The sequence below is a fragment of the Legionella brunensis genome (assembly GCF_001467025.1).
Lineage (GTDB): Bacteria > Pseudomonadota > Gammaproteobacteria > Legionellales > Legionellaceae > Tatlockia > Tatlockia brunensis.
In genome coordinates this window covers 525,298-539,509 of record NZ_LNXV01000029.1, presented here as the reverse complement: position 1 = coordinate 539,509, position 14,212 = coordinate 525,298, and the positions used below count along the sequence as shown (strand labels likewise).

Genomic DNA, 14,212 nt, shown 5'->3' with positions numbered 1-14,212 from the left:
CGTCTCAGCTTCATATTTATTTTGAAGACCGTATGAACCTGAGACTTAGATAATCAATGAGGTGACACAGTTAGATGAACACTCTCTTCCTTTCCGAGTGTATTTGTAATGAACCTCTTTTAAATAATCCAAGACGATTTTTTTGGATTCTGGTTCGAGTAAACCTTTTCCTGTATTTTGATACCCCATTGATAATGGACCAAATAAATAACTATCTAAATCTGAATTATTAGCTTCACGTAGTTCATCAACTATCGATTTTATGTAAGTACGTTGAAGCTCTTTCGATTTAAATACCAATGTGTATTTCAGCATAATCGATGAATAATGACCTATTATGGGAAGCCATTTATTAATTAAATCCAAATTTGTCATAACCTCATCTGCAGAATGAGTATCAATAAACCCTCTGATGGCATCATCAGCCATTTTTGGCGATAATGACTTAGCATTTAAAAACTCTGCAAAAAATGATTTCAATAGAGGCCGATCGTTTTCAATATAAGACTCAACATTTCTATGCCGTTGATTGTATAGCATTAAGTCTTGAACAATTTTATCTTTAACTTCACTGCTCTCAGTTTCATTGTAGAGCTTTAATAGCTTTTTAACTAAATCAGGCTCTGCATCATCTACTATCAGCCTATCTATCATTACCCCCCGTTTCCCATTATTTAAATTTGAGTCAGAAGCTAATTGCATCTGTACGGTAGATGGCGACGTCACATAGTGAACTGGTGGAACATCCATTATCATTTGAAATTCCTCATAAGGCATTACATTAAGCTCTTCCGCACTCACAGTTTCTAAATTTTTATGAGCTTCGATATCTCTATAGTTTGATGATTCTAGTCCTACCCTCTCATCATTAAAATATGGAAAAAAATCAAACATTATTTTTGGCACCCATATTTTCCCAGGCATGGTATTTACGCCTTGACTATAAAATGCCCACCATGCATAAGTGTCGCAACGCCAAGTTCCACACTCAATGACTTGTCCAGTATTTGGGATTCCTGAGCCAATATGATATTTTGTATCAGAAGTATATTTTGGGCACCACCAACGCTAGTGATTAGCTTCTACAAGTACTTGATATCCAAATCTACCTCTATCCGAAACGCCATACTTACTTCCTCAATACTTTGAGCGCTTTTTAAAGTTATCTATGTAATTGATTTGTCCAACAGGGTTTTCATTAAGCACCTCTATGACTTGGTCTGCATTTTTCTGCATACCATCTGGAGAGGTCATATAGGTTGTAGAAATTCCGACATGACCTAGCCAGCCCATTCCGGGAACAAGCAAGTCTCTCCCAATAATTTCTGCTGGAAAAATTTGTTTAGCATAGACTGATGAAAAGCTTAATGCTGGTATAAAAGCTGCCAATATTATTTTATTCTTCATTCCTTTATCCTTGAAAATTAGCAGCGAGCAAGAATAATGGAAATTTTAGATTTTTACAGCCAAGTTCATGACTTATTGATATAACGGCTGCATTATTATTTATTAAATCAATTTTTTTATTGCACTATGGAAGCGAAAAATGGATAACTTCTTTCGGGTGTAAAAAAACAACCAATATCTGCCTAGCCAGGAGCATAGAGGAACGTTTACAGGAACGTTTTTAAATTTTCTCTCTGTTAATTTCCGAAAATAAGCTGTAAACCATTGATTTTTCTAATGCCGTTGCGCGGAATCGAACCGCGGACCTATTGATTACGAATTATAAAACTAAGAGTTTTAATGGTTTAGACACATTTTTAATTTATTTTAAATACCTTTATTATCATGATATTACCGCTTATAATCCATCATAATTTCTATGAATGGTTTTTAATCCTTCATTCGACACATATTCGACACGAAAATAAGGCTGTAAATGAGAATAAAAAAATCCACCGTTGATAATCTACCCCTTCCTCTAGCAACACAAGAGGGTAAAACAGCACAAAAGCGCTACTACGATGACAACCTTAAAGGCTTCGGTGTTCGTATCACTTCTGGCGGTACAAAAGCCTTCTTTGTTGAAAAATTAATAAATAAGAAGCTCTGCCGCATTACACTTGGACGTTATCCCGAATTAACTGCGGAGATGGCTAGGAATAAAGCGCTTGAGATGCTTGGTCAAATTGCCATGGGAATTGATCCTGTTGCAGAAAAGCGGGCTAATCAAATGCGCCAGGTTACTTTAAATGATGTCTTTAAGGATTACCTTCAAACTCGAAAATCACTTAAGGCTTCAACAATCACCAATTATAAGCAAATTTTAACCAAAGCATTTTCAAGCTGGACTAACAAGCCACTCATATCGATCACCAAAGATAAAATTGCTAAACACCATGAAAAATTAGGTGAGGCGCATGGTGAGGCTTATGCTAATTTGGCCATGCGAGTTCTCCGCGCCCTATTTAATTTTGCTGCTGGCCAGTACGAAGATTCTCAAGGAAGATCTCTGATTACAGAAAATCCAGTCAAGCGACTCTCGCAAACAAGAGCCTGGTATCGTGTAGAACGGCGACAAACTTTTATTAAATCGCATGAGCTTGCACCATGGTACAAAGGGCTTGAGCAGCTATCAAACCAAACATTAAAGGATTATCTCTTATTAGTGCTATTCACCGGTTTACGGCGACAAGAGGCTGCAACCTTAACATGGAATCAAGTTGACCTTACTGCTAAAACGCTAACTATTATTGAAACAAAAAATAATGAATCGCATACCCTCCCCCTTAGCGATTTTATTTATGACCTCCTCATGCATCGGAAAGCAAATAGATCAAATGACTATGTATTTCCTGGAGCAGGTGCCGCTGGTCATATTGTGGAGCCAAGGAAGCAGATGGCTAAAGTAACCATGCTTTCTGATATTCAATTTACTGTCCATGATTTGCGCAGAACTTTTATTACCATTGCTGAAAGTCTGGATATTCCCGCTTATGCACTTAAGCGTTTGTTAAATCATAAAATGGCTAACGACGTGACGGCTGGATATATTGTTGCTGACGTTGAACGACTAAGGAAACCTATACTGCTTATTACGGACTACATTCTTAAATGCATGGGGGTAATAAAATCTGCTGAAGTAATTGCAATTCAACAAGATAACAAGGAATTATTAAAATGAATACACCTCTTTCAACTGAATTACTATCTGCAATTCGTAATCTCTTGCATGAATCAAGAAGCCAACTACAGCAGACGATTAACCATGCTATGGTCAAAATATACTGGGAAATTGGACAATTAATTGTTGAGCATGAACAAAAGGGAAAAATTAGAGCAAGTTATGGTCAACAGCAAATTAAATCACTATCAGAGCAGCTACGTAAAGAATTTGGCAAGGGATTTAATGAGCGCAATCTGCGAAATATGAGGGGCTTTTATCTGCTGTATCCAATTTGGCAGACAGTGTCTACCAAATTAAGTTGGTCTCATTATTGTGTGCTAATGCGCGTAGAAAACCAGAAAGCTCGTGATTGGTACATGGAAGAAGCAATCGATCATGTTTGGAGTGTTAGAGCATTAGAACGTCAAATCGATAAATTATATTACGAACGCTTATTATCAAGTAAAGATAAGCAACCAGTGATTGATGAAGCGAAATCGCATACTAACGAACTAAAAAATACCCCAAAAAATTACTTACGTGATCCCTATATCCTAGATTTTTTGAACTTACCCTACGCCTCAACATTGGAGAGCAACCTAGAACAAGCGCTCATCAATAATCTTCAGCAATTTTTACTGGAGCTTGGTAAAGGGTTTGCATTTGTCTCACGGCAGCAACGAATTTCTACAGAAGATCAGGATTTTTATATTGATCTGGTGTTCTACAACTACAAGCTGAAATGCTTTTTACTCGTTGATTTAAAAATAGGCAAACTTACTCATCAAGATGTTGGCCAGATGGATACTTACGTCAGAATTTATGATCAACACCGCAAAGATTCTGATGACAACCCTACCATCGGTTTAATTTTATGCAGTGAAAAAAGCGAAGCTGTTGCTAAGTACTCCGTTTTAACTGATAGCAAACAGTTGTTTGCCTCTAAATATTTACATTACTTACCCTCTGAAGAAGAGCTGCGTATAGAGTTAGAACGTGAGCGTGCTGCACTAAATCAATTTTCTGATAGAAAAGAGCAAAATAATGAGTGATTTTACCGAAAAAACACGTCTCTTCCGTCATACTGTTGATGATCCGTTTGTTGGCAAGTTTTTTAATGAAGTTGAAATTGAACACATAATCGCTGATGTTTTCAGTGGAAACATACAAATTACCAAAGACAATTTATTTGAACTACTAAATAATATTGTTTCATTTCTTGGTACTTTTTATCCGGATATAAATAGATTAACGCCAGGGAAAACAGATGAGCTGAAACTATTAGAGAAAGTTGAGCATCATACTTCTGAATTACTAGGCTACCTTGATATACTTTTAAACAAATATGGCTATGAAACATGGCAACATATAAAACTTTATGGTCCATGGGCCAAAGAAGTAAATACTAGACAATCCTTAGATGGCGTATACGAGACACTTCAAATGCTAGACTCAGCATTACCCATTGCAATGCAGAAAATAAAAAATAGCCCTGGCAAAAAAACTGGTAATAACGCATTACAGGCAATACCTGGGCTCATTTACTACCTTATTCCAATTTATGAGAAGGCAACAGGCCAGCCTGCAGATAAAAATTTTCATCAAGATAGAAAAACAGGTACTTTAATCTATAAAGGGCAATTTCTTGAATTTGTCCGTTCTGTATTAATAATTATTAACTCTAAGTTTGACGAACTTTATCCAAACAATAAAGATGACAACCCCTTTAAAATTTGCCTAATCGAAACCTCCATAGCACTAGGTCAACATATAAACAGAACCATTTCTAGCATAAAAAAAAAGTATGATGAAACAAGAAAAGAGCTATTCAATTTTTACTTCAGTTTACTGCTATCTATTCAGCCTCGCTCTTGATGAACACCAAGTTCCTATCCATTTTTAATTAGAAACTTGGTGTGCGATTAGTTTCTTTAATCCCCTTATATTTTGAATTCTCTTGATTTCAATGGATTTCAAGAAGAGCAACCTATTTTATAAGGATTAAAAATGATTCAGTTAAACAAACTTTATATAGATGAAACAGAAGCAGCTTATCGCTACGGATATTCTCGTTACTGGTTCCAACGTGAACGATGGAAAGGAACTGGGCCTAAATTTATCAAAATCAAAAGCGGTAAAGTTCTTTACCCCATAAAAGAGACCGATGCGTGGTTTGCATCTTTTGGTTTGCAACAAAATACTGGTGAAAATCAGGAGGCCATATGACACCCGATATTGCCAAAGTAATTTATCTGATTTTCTCAGCGCGGCTAATAATTAGAGCTAGAAAAGAACATCTGAATAGCAGCCTCATTCAAGCGTAATTGAATGAGGCAAAGCATCAACTCTGTACAGCAATTAGCAAATCACAAAGAGGACTGCATCATGGATTTTAATCAAATTATTAATCAATTCCAAGCGGAGTTATTAGCCAATGGTATTACTCCCCCGTATGAAATAATTGCCGACGCACAATTGCATCGTTTCCATATTGAGGGAGATAAATCCGGCTCTAAAAATGGATGGTATGTATTGCATCTTGATGGTGTGCCATGCGGGATATGTGGCAACTGGAAAAAAGGAATTCATCTGAAATGGAGTGCCAAAAATCAGGATCACATGACTGCATCTGAGCGTCTTCACCAAATCGAGCGTATAAAAGAAGCTTGTAAGATGCGTAATACAATGAAAGCTAAGGAACAACAGAAGACAGCCTTACGTGCTGCGTGTTTATGGGAAAGTTATCCTAAAGCCAATCCTAACCATCCCTACATAATCAAAAAACGCATACTACCATTTCATGCTCGACAACAGGGTAAAGAAATAGTTTTACCAGTGACCGATTTTGACGAAAAAATATGGAGCTTGCAGTATATCAATGAGCTTGGTGAAAAACGGTTTTTATTCAACGGAGCAATTAAAGGTAATTTTATACCTATCCAACATCAACCACACAATAATCAAAAAATACTAATTTGTGAAGGATTTGCTACTGGCGCAACATTGGCTAAAAAACATCCTACACATTGTGTAATTGCAGCTTGTAATGCGGGAAATTTAAAACTAGTAGCCACATCCATTCGTAGTTTTTTACCGGATGTAGAATTGATCATTTGTGCAGATGATGATCGATTAAACCCAAATAATCCAGGCTTAACCAAAGGACGTGAAGCAGCAATTGCAGCTGGGGCTCTATTTAGCAAACCAATATGGCCCAATTGTGCCCCCATATCATTGAAAGATTTTAATGATTTGCATTGTTGGCTCGCTATGCAGGAGGTACAACATGTCTAATTTAGATCAAAAAATATCTGAGAGAACCGAGGGAACCCCCAATAATAACGTGCCAATTAACGGTTCCCCTGAGAAAACTATTAAGGGAACTACGACTACTGATAATTTACAAGATTCTTCGAATTTTAAGTTGGAAGTAATTTCACCTAATCAGGTTCCGCCTGAAATAATAACGGAACCTAAAATCAAACGACCTGGATTCATGGTTTATGACGACTGGTTTTCAATAGATGGTCATTCTAAACCGCCTGGCTTATATTGGCATACTTTTAATAACGGTGAAGAGCCTAAACCAATCGATATATGGGTATGCTCGCCAATTCATGCAGAAGCAATTACAGCCGATGAGCGCAATGAATCTTTTGGTCTATTACTACGATTTATTCAGCCATTTGGAGGATGGCGAGAATGGTCAATGCCTATGCACCTTCTAAAGGGCAATGGCGATGAAATGCGAGGTGAATTACTAAATTTAGGAGTCAGGATAAACCTTGATGCAAAAAAACATTTAAACAGCTGGCTGATGCAGCAAAAACCTGAGCGCCGAACAATAGCTGCAACTCGCACCGGATGGCATTCTAATGGACGATCTTTTGTAATGCCTAATAAAACCATTGGTGATAATAATGTACGATTCCAATCAGAATATGCAGCACACGATGATTTTACTCAACAAGGTGATATTCAAAACTGGCGTGAAAAAGTTGCTACACGGTGCAGCGAAAATCCAATTTTATTGTTATCAGTATCTGCGGCATTTGCTGCACCATTATTATTAAAAGTAAAACAACAGTCTGCTGGTGGTGGAGGTATTCATTTAATCGGCAAATCCAGTAATGGTAAAACAACTGCATTACAAGTTGCCGCAAGTGTATGGGGTGGTCCTGGTTATGTCCGTGCTTGGCGTGCTACTGCCAATGGATTAGAGGCTACAGCAGCGGCATTGAATGATAGCTTACTGGTTTTAGATGAAATCAGTGAATGTGATCCTCGTGAAATTGGCGCCATAATCTACGCCCTAGCGAATGGTCAAGGGAAACAGCGAGCAAAGCGTAATGGTGGCTCACGTGATTCTTTTAGATGGCGAACAATCGTTTTATCTAGTGGAGAACGTACATTATCCGCTCATATGAAAGAAGCTGGGCAACAAGTTAAAGCTGGACAAGAAGCAAGATTGCTAAATATTCCTGCAACTGATCAGACTTATGGTGCGTTTGATAATCTGCATGGATTAACTGACGGACGTGCCTTTGCTGACTCTATGAAGCAATCTACAAATTTATTTCATGGAGTTGCTGGTCCAGAATTTGTTAAAAAACTGTTGGAAGATAAGGACAACCTATCAGAGCTATATGCTAGATTTTGTAAGTTAGATGGATTTTATTCTTCGGACGGTATAGAAAGCCGCGCAGCTGGTCTATTTGCCTTAATCGCATTAGCTGGTGAAAAAGCGATGGAATATGGTTTAACTGGATGGCAACAAGGTGAAGCATTGGAGGCAGCTATTGAATTATTTAATGTATGGCGTGAGTTTAGAGGCCAGGGGCAAACCGAAACGCGTCAAATACTTCAGGGCATACGCCATTTTATTGATAGACATGGAGATAGTCGATTTTCTGGACTTGAGCAAGAAACTAAGGCCATATATCAAGGGGATAACATTGATCAAAGGCCTGTAGTTCGTGACCGAGCGGGTTATTGGAAAGATACTGATAAGGGACGTATTTTCTTGTTTAATTCGCCAGCACTACAAGAAGCTGCAACTGGATTTGATTTAAAAATTATTTTACAGGCCTTGAACGATGCTCATTGGATTATAGAGAAAGATTATGGAAAAAACTCAAAAAAAGTAAAAATTGGAGGTCGTACAATTTCATTGTACTGGATTTTGGCCAAAGAGGAGGCTTAATGATGAGTGTCCTTAATTTATTAGCTCGCGTAGAATCAACATCAAGTTCTCTAGTTCCCTCTAAAGCAACTTCCGAAGGAACCATGGAAATCAAGGAGAAACAAGCAAGTTCTCCTGGTTCCCTGGGCTCTCCAAATGAGAATCAAGAAAAATATAATTTTGTTGTTGAGGATATTCAATTAACTACAGTTTGTAAATGCGGTTATCGAAGACCATTTTGCACTTGTGGTTTTTATAAATTTCCAGATTAATTCCAAGGAGAAACACTATGCCTAGAAAGACCAAAGCTCAAGCAATGTTAGAGCAAGCTGAAAAAGATAAAATCGAAGAAAAAAGGAAAGAAACAACTACAGAGTTGTACCTGCATTCCGGTGGTCATGCAACTATTGCACTCAGCAAATTACATGGGCGTGGATTTGATGATGTTGCTGCGTTTAATCGATTATCTAGAAGTGTGGACCGAGTTCTTAATAACGATACCAATGAAATTGAAGCCATACTTATAACTCAAGCTAAAAGCCTTGAGTATGTGTTCTATGACGCATTAACTAAACTACCTAACTCTAGCATGGAACATACAGAGGTCTTTGCAAACATTGCTTTAAAGGCTCAAGCTAATTGTAGAAAAACATTAATGGCATTGGCTGAACTAAAACATCCCCGCCGAACAACTACTATAATAAAACAACAAAATAATGCCATTACTCAACAAGTAAACAATAATGTAAAATCTGAGTCATGCGAAATTGAAAATAATAAAAAAATTGCAAACGAACTGAATACTAAGGTCGCTTATGAAACGAAGGTCATGGACATTGGAACAACGATTGCAACAGGCAAAAAGAATACAACAGCAGAAGCCGTGGAAGTATTCGACCGGCCCTAAGACTCTAGAGGGTAAAGCTATTTCTCAAAAAAATAGTCTTAAGCATGGTGCTAGGTGTAAAGAAATTAGGGATATGCAACATCAACTAGCAGAATGGAAAAGAGAATTAAAAGAACTACTCAGTTACGTTTAACAAACACTTTGATTGCTTTCGCCAAGTCATCTTCTTCGGCATAGAAAAAGGCTGTGGGAACAGATAATGCTTCAGCAAGTGTTTTTAATATTTAATCAGGGGTATGTTTGCCTGTTTCGTACTGATTGATTCTAGGGCTGGCCGAAAACTGGTCAATTCCTGCTGCAATACCCAACTCTTTTTGCGAAAATTTTGTAGCAAGTCTTGCTTCTTTTACCCTCTTCGGTAATGGGGAAATAACCATATCTACTCAGTTTGCTCGAATATTTAATCGCCAAACTAAGAGAATCTTAGTTTTTTGCTTGACAGGATACTAAAGATTTCTTAGCATCCGCCCTCCGTGATTAATATATGATCACCAGGTTAATTTGTTATCACCCGACAAGTAATTTTATTTTACTTGAAAACAAAAATAAAAATTCGGCTCTGTAACTCATGTTTTTATAATGAGGCTGTCATGAAAGTAAGATTTTTATTGTTGGGATTGTGTTGTTTTTCTTTATTACCAATATCTGCAAGTTACGCAAAACGCTGTTATTCCTATTCGTATAAAACTCCAAAATATGGTTCTTCTTATGGCAGAACGCATACTGTCAGGCCTTACATAAAAAAGAATGGGACTTTTGTTCAAAGGCATCGGGCAGGAAACCCTAGATCCGGTGTTCATTGCCATAATAATGTTTGCTTCTAAATGTAATGAGTATTACTTTGCTTCTAAACAAAAGAATATTTTTACTAGCCCTTTGTTTTATGGTGGGTAAGAGCATTTATTCTGCAGGAATATATACGGGTAAAGATTTTATCTTGGAGTGTAAAGATCAGCGATACATACGCAATCAAGATATCTGTAACACAGCCGTAACGCAAGCATTTGCCAGCTATATGGTATCCATTGAATTATTAGCGGGAGAAAAGCTCGCTAAATGTTATAGAAGTTATTATCCATTCTTAGAAAAGAAATCAGTTAAAGATGGAGTTTTATTTTTAACCAAACAATACAACGAAAATCCGGAGTTAACCCCCCATCTACTAGGTTTTGGCTTTTCGGTTGCAATGTACTCAAAATACCCAATCCCAAGCAAGTGCATTAAATTCAAACAATCAGGTGTATTAATATGAAAATTTTAAAATCGTTATCTCTTTTAATGGGAGTAATTTTAGCAATATCTCAACTACAGGGATGTGCTGTAGCCGCGATCGGCGCTGGCATTGGCGCTGTTAAGTATGCAAATGCAAAAAAGGCAGAGGCAAAAGAAGGTTGTCATAAAAATTATAATGAATATTTGAAGGTTGCAAAGAAACCAATACCTCTTTCTGAATACTGTTCTGAAAAATAACAGTAAAGAATCAATCAAACTAGAGTCTAAACAATAGACAGGAAACTTTTAACTTTAACCATGGTGAGACTGGAGAGTTTTAAGGTTTTTGAGTGGGTAAAGGATTAATCACTGGTGAACTGTATGGAGATTCTACAATTAACTGAGAGGTAGATGAATAAATGAAAAAAGCAATAGCAGTATCAATGTTAGCAATGACCATGAATTGTCATGCTTTTAACTTAATTTCAGACACAGATGCAAATAGATTTAAAAATATGTCTAGTAATAGCATTAAACCAGATCAATTTAATAAATTGATGGCATTTTGCGATAAATCTGATTCAAATATAGAATCATGTCTAGAGAAAATAAAAGCCAAATCATCATATAATAAATCAATGCAAGCTAATGTGACCCATGGCCTGTGTTGTTGGAATGTATCGAATCAATATGGTGATTATCTGTATTATCAAGGAAAAGAGTATTGTATTCCTGCGTGTCACTAATATTAATATTAATATAAATATAAATATAAAAAAAGGCGGCTAAAGTCGCCTTTCTATTAATGCTCGAATTATTTTTTCACTTAGTTATTTAAAGATATTCCTTTCAGACCGGCCTCTGAAAAAAAAAGAAAAATGAATCGGTTTATTTTTATCAAACTTCGACACATATTCGACACGCCACAAAATTTAAAATATAAATTTTCATAACTTATTGATTCTACAATGCCGTTGCGCGGAATCGAACCGCGGACCTATTGATTACGAAACTTTATCATATCGATATCAAACAATATCATTTATATTCAAAAAAAGCCACAACCCCTTTACTTAAAAGATTTTATTGAGTTTTTCAAATTCAATCAGTATCATTTGATAATATACCTATACATAAATATTGGTACCAAAAATGGTACCAAATCAAAAGGACTGTGTATATGAAATTTATCGATAGCTATATAAAGAATCTCACTCCAGATACCACCTGGTTTGAAAAAATAGAATCTTCTGGACTAGGAATTAGAGTAATGCCTAGCGGTAATAAATCTTGGTTTTACCGATTTAGTATGAATGGTAAACGTCAAAAGATGACCTTGGGGAAATATCCGGCTATTAGTCTAAAACAGGCTCGTGAATATCTTGCCAAAGCTCAAAGTTTAAAAGAACAAGGTATTAACCCTATAGAAAATACTAAGTTAGAAAAACTAAAAGAAGACAATACATTTTCAAAATTGGTACGCTCTTGGTACGAAAATTATGCGGTGAAAAACAGAAAACAACCGCGTCCCATCAAATATCAAATCGATTCTGAGATAATCCCCCTCCTCGGCCACATGGTGCTTGATAATCTACAAACTAAAGATATTACAATAGCACTTGATAAAATAGTACAGAGAGGCGCCCCTATTCATGCTAATCGTATTTTAAGCACAATAAAACAAGTATTAAACTATGCGGTGAGCCGCGGATATATTCAATATAATCCAGCAATAAATATACGAACAAGGGACATTGGCGGTATCGAAAAACCAAGAGAACGAGTTTTAAATCCTGAAGAAATAAAAACTATCTGGAAGTTCCTAGAAGGTGAACAATGCCAAATGTCTGAATCAGCTCGATTGGCCATAAAAATCATTATACTGACTGGCGTTAGAACTGGTGAAATCAGACTTGCTCAATGGCATCATTTTAATTTTGAACAATCTCTATGGACTATTCCTCCTGAACACTCAAAAGGAGCCATTACAGTAAAAATACATTTGAGTGAACTCACCAAAAAATTATTGCTTCAATTTAAAGCAATCTCTGAGTCCCTTTTCGTAATTCCTGGGATAACATATGAGGCCCCAATGTCTAAAGATGCCCTTCCTCGTGCAATTAAAAGAATCCAGACTCGTGTTGGCCTTACTGAATGGACAGCCCATGATCTAAGAAGAACTTTTGCAACTCAATTGGGCGAGTCTTTGAATATCGATCCTGTCGTAATTGAAAAATGCTTAGGACATAAAATGCCTCGAATTATGGCTACTTACAATAAAAATGAGATGCTTCCTCAACGTAAAGAAGCCTTAGATGCTTGGGCAGAACACATTCAAAAGATAGTATCTTAATCAGAAAAACTTGTAAACTTTGTTTACAAATACTAAACTTAGGTTTAAGGATTGTATTAATGTCAGGAAAGCCTGTAAAAAGAACGGATAAAGACCTATTTGCTTTAATAGAGCAAAAAATCAAAGAAAAAAATTATGCTTTTCTTCCTCATACTCAACAAAGAATGATAGAAAGGCAAATTTTAGCAACTGATGTTATTAATATTTTAAAAGGCATCCCTGGCTATGAAAGAGGCAGGAATAAACGAAAAGACACATACGAAGATCAATACATTAATGAAAGTGCAGAAGACTGGAAATATTGTATTGAAGGAAAAAATATAGACGGCAAAAAGATCAGAATCATTATTACCTTTGCAGAAGATCTTATGCCCATTATTACTGTAATTAATATTCGATAAGAGGATATACACTATGGAAACCAGAATTGAACCCCTCTTCCAATATGAAGGACTTGGATTTCCTATAGAGCTGGAAAATGTTGAGATGATCCGTTACAACAATGAATGGCTTCCTAAGATTGATGTGGAGCAAGTTGCGGATGAGGTCATTAAAAAATTGGCTACTCAAGAATGTAGGCTAACTGGAAACCAGGTTAGATTTATTCGTTCTTATTTTTCTATGCCTCTTAGAGAATTTGGTGAAAAAGTCGTCCATGAATCTCATACCGCGGTCAATAAATGGGAAAAAAGAGGAAATGAAATAACTTCTATGAACGAAAATACGGAAATGGTATTGCGCTTATTTATTATCGAAAAAACACAAGCCCAAACTAAAAATCAACAGGCTGAGTTTTATAAGACTTTCCAGAAAAGTAAAATTTTTTTCCAAGCGCAAGATAGTAAATTGAAACCAATTCATATCAACATGTGTGCTTGATTAATAGATAGATAAGCCCATAAAACTATGGGCTTTTTATTATACCAATTTCATGTTCTGTTGAATCCACTGATTGATCGTCTCCTTATGCCAAGCCAAAGTAGTCCCATTTAATTTAACAGGTTTTGGAAATTTACCATTAGACCACCAACGTCTTAGTGTTAGACGATTACGTCCAATAAGCTCTTCTAAATCAGTAATAAATAAAATTTGTTTTGGTAATTCATTCTCAGACCTTTGCATGGTTATTCCCCTAAATAAAATTCGGCTGGATAATACGATTTACATTTCCGTTCGCCTTTAATTTCCATATCAATAAATAAAATGAATAACTTCAACAAATTTAATTCGACCTGTCCATTTTTAGGAAATTTATTGTGATGATAAATCAATTGTAAATGCGCAATAGGTGAATTAGATAAATTAGCAATTCTGTGTAACGAGTAATTTGTTGAATCAAGCAAATACTGAATAATCCCCTTATAAATACCAATTTTTTGATCATGAAACATGCAACATACTCCTGTAAAACATGTGTACTAAGTCCAATTCGCGTCAAATTAACATTTA

The 14,212-nt window shown here is 36.2% G+C and carries 19 protein-coding genes; 14 read left to right on the top strand and 5 right to left on the bottom strand.

Features of this window, described 5'->3' with window-relative positions:
- Positions 1 to 45: 45 nt before the first annotated feature.
- Positions 46 to 924: a hypothetical protein gene (locus tag Lbru_RS11240; RefSeq protein WP_058442211.1), complete on the bottom strand. Its 879-nt coding sequence runs from the start codon at positions 922 to 924 to the stop codon at positions 46 to 48.
- 213 nt (positions 925 to 1,137) lie between these two features.
- Entirely contained in the window at positions 1,138 to 1,407 is a 270-nt protein-coding gene (locus tag Lbru_RS11235; protein ID WP_058442210.1) for a hypothetical protein, read from the bottom strand.
- 475 nt (positions 1,408 to 1,882) lie between these two features.
- Here Lbru_RS11235 and Lbru_RS11230 point away from each other — a divergent pair, with 475 nt between their 5' ends.
- The 8 genes from Lbru_RS11230 (at position 1,883) to Lbru_RS11195 (ending at position 9,198) form a co-directional block, all read left to right on the top strand.
- The gene (locus tag Lbru_RS11230; RefSeq protein ID WP_058442209.1) at positions 1,883 to 3,127 is read left to right on the top strand and encodes a tyrosine-type recombinase/integrase; all 1,245 of its coding nucleotides are present in this window, start codon (positions 1,883 to 1,885) and stop codon (positions 3,125 to 3,127) included.
- Positions 3,124 to 4,161, top strand: coding sequence for a PDDEXK nuclease domain-containing protein (locus Lbru_RS11225; protein ID WP_058442208.1), 1,038 nt, complete (start codon positions 3,124 to 3,126; stop codon positions 4,159 to 4,161). Before Lbru_RS11230 ends, Lbru_RS11225 begins: the two co-directional genes overlap by 4 nt.
- Entirely contained in the window at positions 4,154 to 4,984 is an 831-nt protein-coding gene (locus Lbru_RS11220) for a hypothetical protein (RefSeq protein ID WP_058442207.1), read from the top strand. Before Lbru_RS11225 ends, Lbru_RS11220 begins: the two co-directional genes overlap by 8 nt.
- A gap of 132 nt (positions 4,985 to 5,116) precedes the next feature.
- Positions 5,117 to 5,335 carry a helix-turn-helix transcriptional regulator gene (locus Lbru_RS11215; protein ID WP_058442206.1) on the top strand — a complete coding sequence of 73 codons (219 nt, stop codon included), beginning with the start codon at positions 5,117 to 5,119 and terminating at the stop codon, positions 5,333 to 5,335.
- A gap of 159 nt (positions 5,336 to 5,494) precedes the next feature.
- Positions 5,495 to 6,403 carry a toprim domain-containing protein gene (locus Lbru_RS11210; protein WP_058442233.1) on the top strand — a complete coding sequence of 303 codons (909 nt, stop codon included), beginning with the start codon at positions 5,495 to 5,497 and terminating at the stop codon, positions 6,401 to 6,403.
- Positions 6,396 to 8,312, top strand: coding sequence for a DUF927 domain-containing protein (locus Lbru_RS11205; RefSeq protein ID WP_058442205.1), 1,917 nt, complete (start codon positions 6,396 to 6,398; stop codon positions 8,310 to 8,312). The genes Lbru_RS11210 and Lbru_RS11205 overlap by 8 nt, the downstream gene beginning before the upstream one ends.
- A complete protein-coding gene (locus Lbru_RS11200) occupies positions 8,312 to 8,563 on the top strand; it encodes a hypothetical protein (RefSeq protein ID WP_058442204.1) in 252 nt (83 codons plus the stop codon). The genes Lbru_RS11205 and Lbru_RS11200 overlap by 1 nt, the downstream gene beginning before the upstream one ends.
- 17 nt (positions 8,564 to 8,580) lie before the next feature.
- Positions 8,581 to 9,198: a hypothetical protein gene (locus Lbru_RS11195; RefSeq protein ID WP_058442203.1), complete on the top strand. Its 618-nt coding sequence runs from the start codon at positions 8,581 to 8,583 to the stop codon at positions 9,196 to 9,198.
- Between the two features lie 224 nt (positions 9,199 to 9,422).
- Here Lbru_RS11195 and Lbru_RS17830 read toward each other — a convergent pair whose 3' ends face one another.
- A complete protein-coding gene (locus tag Lbru_RS17830; RefSeq protein ID WP_238583871.1) occupies positions 9,423 to 9,575 on the bottom strand; it encodes a helix-turn-helix domain-containing protein in 153 nt (50 codons plus the stop codon).
- A 464-nt stretch (positions 9,576 to 10,039) separates the two neighbouring features.
- Between Lbru_RS17830 and Lbru_RS11185 the strand changes: the two genes are divergently transcribed.
- The 6 genes from Lbru_RS11185 to Lbru_RS11160 all read left to right on the top strand — a co-directional run bounded on the left by Lbru_RS11185 (position 10,040) and on the right by Lbru_RS11160 (position 13,642).
- Entirely contained in the window at positions 10,040 to 10,450 is a 411-nt protein-coding gene (locus Lbru_RS11185) for a hypothetical protein (protein ID WP_131793445.1), read from the top strand.
- The gene (locus tag Lbru_RS11180; RefSeq protein WP_058442201.1) at positions 10,447 to 10,668 is read left to right on the top strand and encodes a hypothetical protein; all 222 of its coding nucleotides are present in this window, start codon (positions 10,447 to 10,449) and stop codon (positions 10,666 to 10,668) included. The genes Lbru_RS11185 and Lbru_RS11180 overlap by 4 nt, the downstream gene beginning before the upstream one ends.
- Positions 10,669 to 10,829: 161 nt before the next feature.
- On the top strand, positions 10,830 to 11,156 hold the full coding sequence (locus tag Lbru_RS11175) for a hypothetical protein (RefSeq protein WP_058442200.1): 327 nt from the start codon (positions 10,830 to 10,832) through the stop codon (positions 11,154 to 11,156).
- A 434-nt stretch (positions 11,157 to 11,590) separates the two neighbouring features.
- The gene (locus Lbru_RS11170; RefSeq protein ID WP_058442199.1) at positions 11,591 to 12,763 is read left to right on the top strand and encodes a tyrosine-type recombinase/integrase; all 1,173 of its coding nucleotides are present in this window, start codon (positions 11,591 to 11,593) and stop codon (positions 12,761 to 12,763) included.
- A 59-nt stretch (positions 12,764 to 12,822) separates the two neighbouring features.
- The gene (locus tag Lbru_RS11165) at positions 12,823 to 13,164 is read left to right on the top strand and encodes a DUF4258 domain-containing protein (protein ID WP_058442198.1); all 342 of its coding nucleotides are present in this window, start codon (positions 12,823 to 12,825) and stop codon (positions 13,162 to 13,164) included.
- A 13-nt stretch (positions 13,165 to 13,177) separates the two neighbouring features.
- Positions 13,178 to 13,642: a hypothetical protein gene (locus Lbru_RS11160; RefSeq protein WP_058442197.1), complete on the top strand. Its 465-nt coding sequence runs from the start codon at positions 13,178 to 13,180 to the stop codon at positions 13,640 to 13,642.
- A 39-nt stretch (positions 13,643 to 13,681) separates the two neighbouring features.
- On the opposite strand, the gene Lbru_RS11155 is transcribed toward Lbru_RS11160, so the two are convergent.
- Both Lbru_RS11155 and Lbru_RS11150 read right to left on the bottom strand, forming a co-directional pair.
- Positions 13,682 to 13,885, bottom strand: a complete 204-nt coding sequence (locus tag Lbru_RS11155; protein WP_058442196.1) for a helix-turn-helix transcriptional regulator — start codon at positions 13,883 to 13,885, stop codon at positions 13,682 to 13,684.
- Positions 13,886 to 13,887: 2 nt separating this feature from the next.
- Positions 13,888 to 14,154, bottom strand: a complete 267-nt coding sequence (locus tag Lbru_RS11150) for a hypothetical protein (RefSeq protein ID WP_058442195.1) — start codon at positions 14,152 to 14,154, stop codon at positions 13,888 to 13,890.
- Positions 14,155 to 14,212: the final 58 nt, after the last annotated feature.

Bases quoted from the DNA above. Each gene is read 5' to 3' on its own strand.
- Lbru_RS11235 (WP_058442210.1), bottom strand. From the start codon at position 1,407: ATGAAGAATAAAATAATATTGGCAGCTTTTATACCAGCATTAAGCTTT.
- Lbru_RS11165 (WP_058442198.1), top strand. From the start codon at position 12,823: ATGTCAGGAAAGCCTGTAAAAAGAACGGATAAAGACCTATTTGCTTTA.
- Lbru_RS11230 (WP_058442209.1), top strand. From the start codon at position 1,883: ATGAGAATAAAAAAATCCACCGTTGATAATCTACCCCTTCCTCTAGCA.
- Lbru_RS11160 (WP_058442197.1), top strand. From the start codon at position 13,178: ATGGAAACCAGAATTGAACCCCTCTTCCAATATGAAGGACTTGGATTT.
- Lbru_RS11215 (WP_058442206.1), top strand. From the start codon at position 5,117: ATGATTCAGTTAAACAAACTTTATATAGATGAAACAGAAGCAGCTTAT.
- Lbru_RS11195 (WP_058442203.1), top strand. From the start codon at position 8,581: ATGCCTAGAAAGACCAAAGCTCAAGCAATGTTAGAGCAAGCTGAAAAA.
- Lbru_RS11240 (WP_058442211.1), bottom strand. From the start codon at position 924: ATGCCTGGGAAAATATGGGTGCCAAAAATAATGTTTGATTTTTTTCCA.
- Lbru_RS11170 (WP_058442199.1), top strand. From the start codon at position 11,591: ATGAAATTTATCGATAGCTATATAAAGAATCTCACTCCAGATACCACC.
- Lbru_RS11225 (WP_058442208.1), top strand. From the start codon at position 3,124: ATGAATACACCTCTTTCAACTGAATTACTATCTGCAATTCGTAATCTC.
- Lbru_RS11150 (WP_058442195.1), bottom strand. From the start codon at position 14,154: ATGTTTCATGATCAAAAAATTGGTATTTATAAGGGGATTATTCAGTAT.
- Lbru_RS11180 (WP_058442201.1), top strand. From the start codon at position 10,447: ATGAAAATTTTAAAATCGTTATCTCTTTTAATGGGAGTAATTTTAGCA.
- Lbru_RS17830 (WP_238583871.1), bottom strand. From the start codon at position 9,575: ATGGTTATTTCCCCATTACCGAAGAGGGTAAAAGAAGCAAGACTTGCT.
- Lbru_RS11175 (WP_058442200.1), top strand. From the start codon at position 10,830: ATGAAAAAAGCAATAGCAGTATCAATGTTAGCAATGACCATGAATTGT.
- Lbru_RS11155 (WP_058442196.1), bottom strand. From the start codon at position 13,885: ATGCAAAGGTCTGAGAATGAATTACCAAAACAAATTTTATTTATTACT.
- Lbru_RS11205 (WP_058442205.1), top strand. From the start codon at position 6,396: ATGTCTAATTTAGATCAAAAAATATCTGAGAGAACCGAGGGAACCCCC.
- Lbru_RS11220 (WP_058442207.1), top strand. From the start codon at position 4,154: ATGAGTGATTTTACCGAAAAAACACGTCTCTTCCGTCATACTGTTGAT.
- Lbru_RS11200 (WP_058442204.1), top strand. From the start codon at position 8,312: ATGATGAGTGTCCTTAATTTATTAGCTCGCGTAGAATCAACATCAAGT.
- Lbru_RS11210 (WP_058442233.1), top strand. From the start codon at position 5,495: ATGGATTTTAATCAAATTATTAATCAATTCCAAGCGGAGTTATTAGCC.